Annotated in this window: 11 protein-coding genes; 7 read left to right on the top strand and 4 right to left on the bottom strand. The window is 46.5% G+C overall.

The genetic code is table 11. The features are described 5' to 3' along the window. Positions 1 to 131 precede the first annotated feature (131 nt). On the bottom strand, positions 132 to 2504 hold the full coding sequence (mrcB, locus tag VER99_RS11495; RefSeq protein ID WP_020333932.1) for a penicillin-binding protein 1B: 2373 nt from the start codon (positions 2502 to 2504) through the stop codon (positions 132 to 134). Beyond that, a complete protein-coding gene (gene hrpB / locus VER99_RS11500) occupies positions 2497 to 4965 on the bottom strand; it encodes an ATP-dependent helicase HrpB (RefSeq protein ID WP_024372747.1) in 2469 nt (822 codons plus the stop codon). The genes mrcB and hrpB overlap by 8 nt, the downstream gene beginning before the upstream one ends. A gap of 67 nt (positions 4966 to 5032) precedes the next feature. Between hrpB and sfsA the strand changes: the two genes are divergently transcribed. From sfsA to panC, 7 genes are all read left to right on the top strand, one after another. Next, a complete protein-coding gene (gene sfsA / locus VER99_RS11505; protein ID WP_020333934.1) occupies positions 5033 to 5761 on the top strand; it encodes a DNA/RNA nuclease SfsA in 729 nt (242 codons plus the stop codon). 124 nt (positions 5762 to 5885) lie between these two features. After that, positions 5886 to 6332 (top strand): RNA polymerase-binding protein DksA, encoded by a 447-nt coding sequence (dksA, locus tag VER99_RS11510; RefSeq protein WP_014232932.1) that lies wholly within the window; start codon positions 5886 to 5888, stop codon positions 6330 to 6332. A gap of 76 nt (positions 6333 to 6408) precedes the next feature. Next, positions 6409 to 7272, top strand: coding sequence for a tRNA glutamyl-Q(34) synthetase GluQRS (gene gluQRS, locus VER99_RS11515; RefSeq protein WP_020333935.1), 864 nt, complete (start codon positions 6409 to 6411; stop codon positions 7270 to 7272). Between the two features lie 100 nt (positions 7273 to 7372). After that, positions 7373 to 8737 (top strand): polynucleotide adenylyltransferase PcnB, encoded by a 1365-nt coding sequence (pcnB, locus tag VER99_RS11520; protein WP_020333936.1) that lies wholly within the window; start codon positions 7373 to 7375, stop codon positions 8735 to 8737. Beyond that, a complete protein-coding gene (gene folK / locus VER99_RS11525) occupies positions 8734 to 9219 on the top strand; it encodes a 2-amino-4-hydroxy-6-hydroxymethyldihydropteridine diphosphokinase (protein ID WP_014232935.1) in 486 nt (161 codons plus the stop codon). Before pcnB ends, folK begins: the two co-directional genes overlap by 4 nt. Positions 9220 to 9243: 24 nt before the next feature. Next, positions 9244 to 10038, top strand: a complete 795-nt coding sequence (panB, locus tag VER99_RS11530) for a 3-methyl-2-oxobutanoate hydroxymethyltransferase (RefSeq protein WP_020333937.1) — start codon at positions 9244 to 9246, stop codon at positions 10036 to 10038. 11 nt (positions 10039 to 10049) lie between these two features. Beyond that, positions 10050 to 10952 (top strand): pantoate--beta-alanine ligase, encoded by a 903-nt coding sequence (panC, locus tag VER99_RS11535; protein ID WP_020333938.1) that lies wholly within the window; start codon positions 10050 to 10052, stop codon positions 10950 to 10952. A 68-nt stretch (positions 10953 to 11020) separates the two neighbouring features. On the opposite strand, the gene VER99_RS11540 is transcribed toward panC, so the two are convergent. Further along, positions 11021 to 11791 carry an ABC transporter permease gene (locus VER99_RS11540; protein WP_014232938.1) on the bottom strand — a complete coding sequence of 257 codons (771 nt, stop codon included), beginning with the start codon at positions 11789 to 11791 and terminating at the stop codon, positions 11021 to 11023. A gap of 9 nt (positions 11792 to 11800) precedes the next feature. Further along, a complete protein-coding gene (locus VER99_RS11545; protein WP_014232939.1) occupies positions 11801 to 12712 on the bottom strand; it encodes an ABC transporter ATP-binding protein in 912 nt (303 codons plus the stop codon). Positions 12713 to 12812 lie beyond the last annotated feature (100 nt).

Here is a 12812-nt window from a genome sequence, read left to right on the forward strand (position 1 = left end):
TTCCTTTATCGAATCTCTGGTCACAGGGAGCGCATTGGCTGCATTGGTCAGCCAAAGCTCCCAGGTTATACGCACTAATATGTACTAAGAATTGACCAGTGAAACAAGTTTCCACTTGCAGTTTAGCGACACTACCAATTAAATAAATCATTAATCCAGTTGGATTTTTTCTCACACTGCTGCTTTACCAGGCCTGTTTTATCCCAAACCGGCAGTTTATATTCGCTACGACAGTTCATTTCCAACCCGCCTTCGGCTGTTTGTTTGAAGCCCAGTGTTGTTACTTCTCGTGGCCAAGGTAATGCTAAACGTTCAGGAATACGCTGAGACAAATATTCGGCATACACACGTAAAGCACCACTCGCGCCGGTTAGATTGGTTGGTTTGTTGTCATCACGGCCCAGCCAGATAGTGGTAACTTCTCGACCGTCTACGCCCACAAACCAACTGTCGCGGGTATCATTACTAGTACCTGTTTTACCAGCCAATGCAGCCCAAGAAAATTGATTCTGCAAATAGCGCCCCGTTCCCTGAGCAACGCCTTGTTTCATCGCGTAAGTGGTGAGCCAGGCCGCCTGTTCATCAACCTCACGAGACGAGCGAGGAAGTGATTGGTATAGAACATTTCCTTCCATATCAATGACAGAGCGAAGTGCTGTTAACCTTGCTCGTTTGCCTGAGTTTGTCAGAGTCTGGTACATCTGAGCCACCTCAAGCGGCGTCAATGAAAACGCGCCAAGGAACATAGAAGGCACTGGGCGGATTTCATTTTTGCTTACGCCTAAGCGCTCTAACGTATTCGTCACTTCAGGAATACCTAGCTCCATACCCAAACGCACTGTTGGCACATTAAGCGACTTCGCTAACGCAAGGTACAGTGGCACATCACCACGATATTTACGATCGTAGTTACGCGGAGTCCAAACCGTACCTTCACTGCCTTTGAGACTTAGTGGCGTGTCATGCAGCGTTGTTCCCAAATTGTATTTTTCCGGTTGCTCCAGTGCAGTCAGGTAAATTGCAGGTTTCACCAAAGAACCAATAGGACGGCTCGCATTCAGTGCTCGGTTAAATCCATCATAACCCGCTCTCTTACCGCCAACCATCGCGCGGATTTCACCACTGTGGCGGTCAACAGCCACCGCTGCAGCTTCGAGATCTTTACCACCACGCTTCGCCAACTCTGGGATCTTTTTCGCGATGGCTTTTTCCATTTTGCTTTGCGATACCGGATCGAGAGAGGTGAAGACTCTTAACCCTGTTTCCGCCTTAAAACGTTCACCGACTTTTTCTTTCAGCTCGATGTTCAATTGCTGGAAGTAAGCAGGCTGACGGCTGGCAATACGAGGATTGCTTTGCGTATCAAGCGGACGACTGGCTGCCTGATCATACTCTTGTGCCGTCAGTAGATTTTGTTGCATCAACAGACGCAATACCAGGTCACGGCGATCTTTGGTTCGCTCTGGATAGCGAATAGGGTTGTAATAAGACGGTCCTTTGACCATACCGACTAACATGGCAAGTTGGTCGACGCGTAGCTCACTGATCGGCTGGCCAAAGTAGTAACGCGAGGCCAAACCAAAGCCATGGATCGCTTCACCGCCACTTTGCCCTAAATACACTTCGTTTAAGTACGCTTCCAGAATACGATCTTTGCTGTAGCGATAATCCAGAATCAACGCAATGTAGGCTTCACGTAGCTTACGCCACAATGTTTTGTCGCGGGTAAGAAATAAGTTTTTCGCCAACTGCTGAGTCAGTGTACTACCACCCTGAACCGTACGGCCTGCCTTTATATTTGCAACCAGCGCTCGCCCGATGGCCAGCGGAGAAACACCGTCATGTTGATAAAAGTTTCGGTCTTCAGTAGCCAGTAGCGCATCCACCAAAATTTCCGGGAACTGGTCTCGGCGTAAAAACAGTCGTTGCTCGTCCTGATCTTTCTCCAACATACCCAGCATTTTAGGTTCAAGACGCAGATAGCCAAGATCCCCTTTGGATTCCAAAGACTGAATGCGCTGTAAACCACCGTCAGAGAAATGCAGCATCACGTGACGATCTGGCTCCGGGCCATCAGCGAACTCAAATGGACGACGAATTAATTCAATGCGGGTAGAAGACGAAGAGTATTCGCCCGGATAACGAGGCGTGCTCACCTTTCGATAGTTGAGTACATCCAATTCATTACGCAGCTCTTTGATGGTGATATTCTCACCCGGGCTCAAATTCAGAATACGCGCGTAAACAACGGTTGGCAGTTCAAATAGCTGACCATCAAAGCGCTCTTTGACCACGCTATCTAAATAGATTCCGACGAACAACAATACCGCAGCCAGCGCAACACCCGCTTTCCAGCCAAACGACCACAACGTTTTCAACCACGAACGTTTGCCATTGTCCGGCTTTTTACCCGGGCTACGTTTGTTACGTGTTGCCGTACTTTTCGCTGCTGTTTTTTTCTTCGCAGGCGCTTTTTTTGTGCTTGGCTTTTTAGTGTCAGTCATTATTCAATTGTCTTTTTGTTTTCGTTGTCGCTACATGGCTGGCAGGATCATCTGGCCAAACGTGTTTTGGGTAGCGCCCTTTCATCTCTTTCTGTACGTCTTTATAACTGCCTTTCCAGAACGCAGCGAGGTCCGTGGTCACTTGCAATGGACGCTGCGCGGGAGAAAGTAACTCCAGCACCAAAGGTTTACGCCCTAAAGCAACGGTTGGCGATGTGCTTTCGCCAAATACTTCCTGCATTCTGACTGATAACACGGGCTCATGACCGTATTGATATCGAATGCATTTCTTTGTACCTGTCGGTAGCTGATAGTGCTCAGGTAGCCACTCATCAATATTCTGATTTAAGGGCCAGCCTAAACGCGCATTCAAAGCTTCCGTCAAATTAACCTTATTCAGATCTTTTACTGACGATACGGACGCCATGTATGGCTCTAGCCACTCTTCCAGTGATTCAAGCAAACTCTCGTTATCAAAACTTGGCCAAGGTTGCTCTGGAAGCCAGTCTATTGCGCAGCGAATACGCTCGATCAAACTCTCTGCTGTCGGCGACCAGTTTAGACTGCTCAATCCCTGACGGCGGACATAAGTGAGTAAAGCTTGTGTCATTTTTTCTTTGCCCGGGCTTGGCAACGACTCACTCTCTATCACCAACTGACCGAGTTTTTGCTGCCGCTGCGCGATTAAACGCCCTCTTTTTTCGTCCCAATCCACCAGTTCTTCAGAGGAAAATAGCGACTTAAACGTAGTTTGCAGTAAGTTGACGTCCAATTCACACGCCAAATGAATTTGACTCGAATTGGAATGTGAACGCATAAGATCAACCGCAACTAAATACTCGCTGGCGCCTAAGGTATCGTCGGGGCGACATTCCGCACCGTGACCGTTCGAGAGCGTGAATCGACCATATTGATTACTGCGTTGCTGCGCAATGCGATCCGGAAACGCCAGGCTCAACACCAGAGGTAAAGCACTCTCATCAACATCAGCAACGGAAAAGGCACCATCCAGCTTGTGAGACAAAGATTGCGCGCGTTTAAGCAACAACGACCTTTTCGGATGTGTTCCTGTTACCCAGCGATGCAAGCTATGGGCAATATTGGTGACGTTTCTTTCTGGCTCTTCTATAAGGGCGACCGCTGCAAGCGCAGTATTTAACATCTTCTCACTGTGCTGCGAAGATTTTATCAACATTGCAGCCGCGCGAGGTTCCACACCAAGCTCATGAGCCTGTCTGCCATTCGCCGTCAATTGACCTTGTTCAGTTAAAAGCCCAAGTGAAACTAACAGTTGCTTCGCCTGACTCAAAGCGGCTTGAGAGGGGATATTGAGCCATTTTAGGTCCTGAATATCACTCGCGCCCCAGAAAGCCAGCTCCATAACCAAACTCGCCAGATCAGAATGCAGAATTTCAGGCTGCGGTACCGTCGGTTGCTGTTTGAACTGACTTTCAGAATAGAGGCGAACACAAATCCCCTCTTCAATTCGACCAGCTCGCCCCAACCTCTGTATCGCCGAAGACTGGGCAATACGAACCTGCTCCAGACGGGTGAGACCATTCTTGAGATCAAAACGTGCGATACGCTCTAAACCAGAATCCACAACAAGGCGAATACCTTCAATAGTCAGGGACGTTTCCGCGATGTTTGTTGCCAGCACGACTTTACGTTTCCCCTTTACCGCCGGAGAGATCGCTTTTTGCTGCTCAGCAAAGCTAAGCTGGCCGTATAGTGGGCACACTTCAACTTCCGTTGGCAAATGCGATAAACGTTCTTCAACCTGTTTGATTGCAGCAACGCCAGGTAGAAAAGCCAGTAAAGAGCCGGACTCTTTATTCATCAGACTCTCAATCGTTTTGGCCATAACAACGGGAAGATGATCATTAGCGGCGAGCGGTACGTAGCGCGTTTCAACATCAAAACTGCGCCCTTCTGATTCAATAAAACTCGCTTCGGGTAGCAACACTTGCAAAGCATCTTGATCGAGCGTTGCCGACATCACCACCAGCTTAAGATCATCGCGTAGCGCTTCCTGAACTTCTAAACTGAATGCCAACGCCGTATCCGCATGAATACTGCGCTCATGAAATTCATCGAAAATCAGTAGATCGACACCATCCAGTTCAGGGTCATTTTGGATCATGCGCGTCATGATCCCTTCCGTCACGATCTCCAATTGCGTTGCAGCGCTTACCTTTGTCTCACCGCGAACACGATACCCAACACTTTGCCCCACTTGCTCCCCTAATTGTTCAGACAAATAACGAGCAATATTGCGGGCTGCCAATCGTCTTGGTTCCAGCATAATAATTTTGCCAGTCACCAATTGGTGCTTAATTAGTTGGAGAGGAAAGTAAGTCGACTTACCTGCACCTGGCGCAGCTTTAAGGATGACCTGATGTTGGTTTTTGACCGCGGCAAGTAACTGAGGCATCACGGCTTCAATCGGCAATTGTGACAAAGGAAATACCTTATGGTGTAATGATGGCAACATTGTACATAAAAACATTCCTGTCTAAATAAGCAAAATGCATTTCGAACCCGCTTTAGAGTCAGCGACTCTACTTAAACGCTATAAACGCTTCCTTGCCGATATTGAGCTTGATAACGGTGAAATTCGCACCATCCATTGTGCCAACACAGGCGCGATGACTGGCTGTGCCACCCCTGGAAATAAAGTTTGGTACTCGACATCCGATAACCCTAAGCGTAAATACCCTAATAGCTGGGAGCTCAGTGAAACCAAGCTCGGTCATCGTATTTGTATCAATACCGCCCGTGCCAACCAATTAGCGGTTGAGGCGATTGAAAATAACGTCATTTCAGAACTTTGCGGTTATGACACACTTCAAACTGAAGTGAAATATGGCAATGAAAATAGCCGAATTGATATCTTGCTCAGCGCAAGTGATAAACCAAAGTGTTATATAGAAGTGAAAAGCGTCACTCTTCTTGATGAAACTCACTCGGATGGGCAAGGATACTTCCCCGATGCAGTCACTACTCGAGGACAAAAGCACCTGAGAGAGCTCACAGAAATGGCACAAAATGGAAGTAGAGCCATACTTTTATTTACTGTTTTACATTCGGGTATTGAAAAAGTATCTGCGGCACACCATATAGACGCAAAATATTCACAATTACTCAAACAAGCACAAGACGCTGGAGTCGAAGTTCTCTGCTATAAAGCTGAACTAAGCAGTACTGACATATCGCTAATTTCCGCTGTTGATTTCATCAATTTAGAGAAAAAATGATGTTATCTTCACATTGACGATAAGATTGCAAATCAGTATTTGCCTGCACCGCCTCTTTTTGCTATAGATACCCGCCTTAAATAGACTGCGAAGCAGTTGACTAGGTGTAAGTAGGAGATGCTGTATGCCAGAATCAAAGAAAAAAACGATTGGCATCCTAGCCATTGCAGGCGTGGAGCCATATCAGGAAAAGCCTGGTGAAGAATACATGTCACCAGAGCAGGTTGAACACTTTACGAAAATCCTAACGGCTTGGCGTGATCAGCTAAGATCTGAAGTGGACCGTACTGTTCACCATATGCAGGATGAAGCAGCAAACTTCCCTGATCCAGTGGACCGCGCCTCTCAAGAGGAAGAGTTCAGCCTAGAACTGCGTAATCGTGATCGTGAGCGCCGTTTGATCAAGAAGATTGAAAAGACGTTAGACAAAATCGAAGAAGATGACTTCGGCTTTTGTGAGTCTTGTGGCGTAGAGATCGGCATTCGCCGTCTTGAAGCACGCCCAACTGCCGATCTTTGTATCGACTGTAAAACACTTGCAGAAATCAAAGAAAAGCAGATGCAAGGCTAATCACCACGCATTTTGATTATGGAAGGGAGCTCTGGCTCCCTTTTTGTTTTGGCTTATCTGTTCGAGATACACACACATGACAAGCTATGTTGGCCGATTCGCCCCATCTCCTTCAGGGCCACTGCATTTTGGCTCACTGGTAGCCGCCCTTGGCAGTTATTTTCAGGCAAAAGCTAACCATGGAGCATGGTTAGTTCGCATAGAAGACCTCGATCCTCCAAGGGAAATGCCCGGCGCAACACAAGCCATTCTGGAAGCACTGCAAGCTTACCAATTACATTGGGATGGCGAGGTGGTTTACCAGAGTCAGCGTCATCATCTCTACCAGGCTCAAATAGATACTTGGCTAGAAAATGGTGACGCGTATTATTGCCAGTGTACACGTAAGCAAATTAAGCAACATGGTGGATTTTATCCGGGCACTTGCCGAGATAAAAACTTGAAAGAAGGCGCAATACGCCTAAAAATGACCAAACCTATCGCCAGTTTCTTCGACCTGAAACATGGAACTATTCAGATTCCAGAACAACTGGTTAATGAAGATTTCATTATTAAGCGTCGAGATGGCTTATTTGCTTATAATCTTGCGGTAGTATTGGATGATATCGACCAAGGGGTCACTGAAGTTGTTCGTGGCGCAGATTTAATCGAACCGACTGGGCGCCAAATCAGCTTGTACCAAATTCTGGGGCAACCTGAAGTCAGTTACTTGCACTTACCATTGGCGATAGATAACAACGGCAATAAACTGTCGAAACAAAATCACGCGACGGCTATTGATATTGACAATCCGAAGCCAGCACTACTAAAAGCGATGACGTTTTTAGGCTTTGATATACCAGAAGAAATACGCGCCTCAGATATTACGAATATCCTTCGCTGGGGCAGCGAAAACTGGCAGTTAGAACAGCTACCAACAGAGATCGAAATCACAGCATGATTCTCAAATGGCGCTGTGTAGTGCTATCATTAGCCGCAAATCTGCCCGAGGGCACCAAAACTAACCAAAGCAAAATTGGATTAAACCCAGTTATTGCCAGATGCACATGAATACAAACGACTATACACCAAGCGAACCTGCCACAATCCCAGAGCTCGCTCTCAATGTAATAACTCGTGAAGAGCACAACATTTCGCGTAAGCAGATCAGTGACAATGCACTGAAGGTACTGTACCGCCTTAATGGTGCTGGTTTCGATGCTTTTCTTGTGGGTGGCGGGGTTCGAGATTTACTGCTTGGACAGAGACCAAAAGACTTTGATATTGCGACCAATGCAACACCAGAGCAAATAAAACAGCTATTCAGAAACTGCCGCTTGATTGGGCGTCGTTTCCGCTTGGCTCACATCATGTTTGGCCGGGACATCATTGAAGTCGCGACCTTCCGTGGTCACCATCAAGAACAGAAAAACAAAAGTATTTCTCAGCAATCAAAAGAAGGCATGCTGCTACGCGACAACGTGTACGGCACCATCGATGAAGATGCTGAACGTCGCGATTTCACGATCAACTCGATGTACTACAACATCGCGGATTACTCAATTCACGATTATGCTCGTGGTATCGAGGACTTAGAAGATCGTCTGATTCGCCTGATTGGTGATCCAGAAACTCGCTACCGTGAAGACCCGGTACGCATGCTGCGTGCGATTCGTTTCGCCGTTAAGCTCGACTTTGATATTGAAGAAGACACCGCAGCGCCAATCGAAGAAATGTCGACGCTATTGCGTGATATCCCATCTGCACGTCTTTTCGAAGAATCTTTAAAGCTGTTACAGTCTGGTCAAGGTTTAGAAACCTACCACCTGCTGCGCGAATACAACTTATTCCAACAGCTTTTCCCGACGATTTCTGAGCACTTCACTGAAGACTACTCATCACACACCGAACAGATGCTGGATCTGGTCCTCGATTCTACAGATATGCGAATCGAAGAAGGTAAACGCATCAACCCTGCATTTATGTTCGCAGCGATGCTGTGGTATCCACTGTGTGCCGTTGCCGAGAAACTGATGGAACAACGCCATCTTGGTTACTACGATGCCATCATGGAAGCCAGTAACATCATCCTTGATGAGCAGGTTCGCACAATTGCGATCCCACGACGTCACACTGCGACTATTCGCGAGATTTGGCAACTGCAATTACGCCTGCCACGACGCAATGGTAAGCGCGCCTCACGCCTTATGGAATTAAACAAGTTCCGCGCGGGTTACGACTTTCTTGAAATGCGCGGCGAAATTGAAGGCGGGGAGACAGAGAAGCTTGCCAAGTGGTGGGAAACTTTCCAAAATGCAAGCCGAGAAATGCGCCAGGCAATGGCTGGTGATCTCGACGACCAAGCGCCGAAAGGCCAGCGTCGCCGTAAAACCTATCGCAAGAAAAAGAGTAAGCCTAAGTCATGATCACAGCGTACATTGCGGTAGGCAGCAACTTGGCTGATCCTGTCAGCCAAGCAAAACAAGCGATCGAAGCGCTAAAAACACTACCTGAATCAAAATTTGTGAAAGCTTCACAGCTTTACAGCAGCACGCCTATGGGGCCACAAAATCAGCCGGATTACATTAATGCGGTCGTGGCGATTCAAACCAATTTGACGCCTTTGCAACTGCTTGATTGCACCCAAGCGATCGAGCAAGAGCAAGGGCGTGTCCGTAAAGATGAACGTTGGGGGCCAAGAACATTGGATCTCGACATTGTACTTTACGGCAATGAGGTGATTAATTCCGAAAGACTGACCATTCCTCACTACGGAATGAAAGAGCGCGAGTTCGTGCTCTACCCTCTTGCGGAAATTGCACCAAGTTTACAACTCCCTGATGGGACCGAGGTCTCTTCACTACTGAATCAAGTAGATAGAAACGGCCTCAATATTTGGCAGTCATAGCCAACTCCTAGTAAGGATAAAACAATGAAAAAAATGACCATTAACGACCTTATTAAGTGCAAACAAGAAGGTCGTAAATTTGCTACTTCAACAGCTTACGATGCAAGTTTTGCCCAACTTTTTGAAAGCCAGGAAATGCCAGTTCTACTAGTGGGTGACTCACTAGGCATGGTGCTTCAAGGCGAAAACGATACGCTTCCAGTTACCGTAGAAGATATCGTATACCACACTCGCTGCGTTCGTGCTGGTAGCCCAAACTGTTTGCTGATGTCTGATATGCCATTCATGAGCTACGCAACGCCAGAGCAAGCCTGCGAAAATGCAGCAAAAATCATGCGTGCTGGCGCAAACATGGTGAAGATCGAAGGCGGTGATTGGTTAGTTGATACCGTTAAAATGCTTACTGAACGTGCGGTTCCTGTCTGTGCTCACCTGGGTCTGACGCCTCAGTCTGTAAACATCTTTGGTGGCTATAAAGTACAAGGTCGCGAGCAGGAAAACGCCGATCGCATGGTCAAAGACGCACTGGCGCTTCAAGAAGCGGGTGCTCAAATTATCCTACTAGAATGTGTTCCTGCAGCTTTAGCAGAACGCATCACTCAGTTGCTTGACGTACCAGTCATCGGTATCGGTGCCGGTAATGCGACTGACGGTCAAATTCTTGTCATGCATGATATGTTTGGTATTTCTGCCAACTACATGCCTAAATTCTCCAAAAACTTTCTTGCAGAAACAGGTGATATGCGCAAAGCCGTTGCAAAATACATGGAAGATGTTGCAAACGGTGTATTCCCAGACGATGCACATACCATTGCTTAGAGGATAAGTGAATGCAAACTTTTGCGGAAATTTCAGCGGTTCGTGAACAGGTAAAAACCTATAAGCGTGAAGGACGTAAAATCGCGTTTGTCCCAACCATGGGCAATCTTCATGACGGTCATTTAACACTTGTTCGTAAAGCTCGCGAATACGCTGATGTGGTTGTCGTAAGCATCTTTGTTAACCCGATGCAGTTTGAACGTGCCGACGATTTAAGTAACTACCCGCGAACATTGGATGAAGACCTCAGCAAGCTCTCCGCTGAAGGGGTTGAGCTAGTGTTCACTCCAACACCGGAGATCATCTACCCTGAAGGATTAGATAAGCAGACTTTTGTCGATGTACCTGGTCTTTCGACCACTTTAGAAGGTGCCTCTCGTCCGGGTCACTTCCGCGGCGTGACGACTATCGTCAATAAATTATTTAATATTGTCCAACCAGATCTGGCTTGTTTTGGCGAAAAAGACTTCCAGCAACTTGCTGTTATTCGCAAGATGGTGGATGACCTGGCAATGGATATTGAAATCGTAGGCGTACCGACTGTTCGTGAAATGGACGGGCTTGCGATGAGCTCTCGCAATGGTCTACTTACACTTGATCAACGTCAGCGTGCACCAGTGCTTGCACGTACCATGCGTTGGATTAGCAGTGCAATGCGTGGCGGGCGTGATGATTACGCTTCAATCATTGAAGATGCAAGTGATCAGCTCAGAGCGGCGGGGTTACATCCGGATGAAATATTTATCCGTGATGCTCGCACCTTAGATGTGATAACAGCAGACACAACACAAGCCGTTATTCTGATGTCAGCATTTTTAGGTAATGTTCGTCTGATCGACAATCAAACCGTCGATATGGTTATTGACGCTAAAGATAATTCAGAATCAAGCGATGGCAAGTCAAATGATGCCTAGCAAGCAAAAGTAAAAACAAAAGGTCGACTTCGAGTCGACCTTTTTTGTTGTCACTTCATCGGTAAAGTTTAGGTGCGTAAACCTTTACCTTTGGTTACTAAGTAATGCGCCACGGCATACAGCAATACAACAAAAACCCCTAGTACACTAAACGATGTCACGATGCCCACATCCGATACGCCTAAAAATCCATAACGGAATGCGTTGACCATATAGACGATCGGATTGATTTTTGATACGCCTTGCCAAAATTCTGGTAGCAGACTGATCGAATAGAAAACCCCGCCTAAGTAGGTTAATGGCGTCAGGACAAACGTAGGGACAATAGAAATATCATCAAACGTCTTAGCAAATACAGCGTTGATTAATCCACCTAACGCAAAAACAACAGAAGTCATAAATACGGTCAGGAATATAATTCCCCAGTGATCCACATTCAAATCAACAAAGAATAGCGAGACGAAAGTGACAAAGGTGCCAACCAACAAGCCTCGGGTAACCCCACCCATGACATAACCTGCAATAATGACATAGTTAGGCACCGGAGCCACAAGCAATTCTTCAATATTTTTCTGCATTTTTGCACTGAAAAATGACGAAGCAACGTTTGAATATGAGTTGGTAATGACCGACATCATGATCAAGCCAGGAACAATGTATTCCATATAGCTAAATCCGTTCATCTGACCAATACGCGAACCAATAAGATTACCAAAGATGATGAAATATAAGCACATGGTAATCACAGGCGGAACTAAGGTTTGTACCCAAATACGCGTAAAGCGATTGATCTCTTTACCCAGCAAACTGACAAAAGCTGTCCAATAAATATGATACATATCGTTTCCTTAACTCTGCTCGCGAACAATACGGACAAACAACTCTTCCAAGCGGTTAGCCTTATTACGCATCGACAGTACTCTTACGCCTTGCTCAGTTAACTGAGTAAACACATGGTTCAAGCCTTCCGACTTCTCAAGCTCAATTTCTAGAGAGCCTTCTCTTAATGTTTGAGAAATGACACCATCAAGAGGCTGAAGACAGCTTTCATTCTCAACGTCCAGCACAAATGTTTCGACTTGCAGTTTAGACAACAAGCCTTTCATCGTAGTGTTCTCGATCAGCTCACCGCGATTAATAATACCGATGTTGCGACAAAGCATTTCCGCTTCTTCAAGGTAGTGAGTGGTCAGAATAATCGTGATACCTTGAGCGTTAATCTTTTTAAGGAATTCCCACATTGAACGGCGCAATTCGATATCCACGCCAGCGGTTGGCTCATCCAGAATCAGTAATTTTGGTTCATGCATTAGCGCTCGGGCTATCATGAGTCGACGCTTCATACCACCTGATAGATTTCGAGCAGCCTCTGATCGTTTGTCCCAAAGGTCAAGTTGAGTCAGGTACTTCTGTGCACGCTCTTTTGCAACCGCTTTTGGTACGCCGTAATACCCTGCTTGTTGAATAACGATTTGCTCAACCGATTCAAATTGGTTGAAGTTGAACTCCTGAGGAACCAGACCTAAATTTTGTTTCGCTAATTCAAGGTCGGTGTCGATGTCATAACCAAAAACTTTGGTGGTTCCGGAAGTTTTGTTGACAAGCGAAGCGATAATACCGATTGTGGTTGATTTCCCTGCCCCGTTTGGGCCGAGAAGCGCGTAAAAGTCACCTTGTTTAACTTGTAGACTGATGCCTTTTAACGCCTCAAAGCCGCCTGCGTACGTTTTACGTAGCTGTTCGATTTCTAATGCGTACATAGCGTAGTTGATTGCCGTCTGTTGTAATTCGTGATTGCTGATACCAAGTGAGAGTATTTGAACGATTAAGAGCCGATGCCCCAGAAACATCTTTCGGTAT

The organism is Vibrio natriegens NBRC 15636 = ATCC 14048 = DSM 759 (genome assembly GCF_035621455.1).
Classification (GTDB): domain Bacteria; phylum Pseudomonadota; class Gammaproteobacteria; order Enterobacterales; family Vibrionaceae; genus Vibrio; species Vibrio natriegens.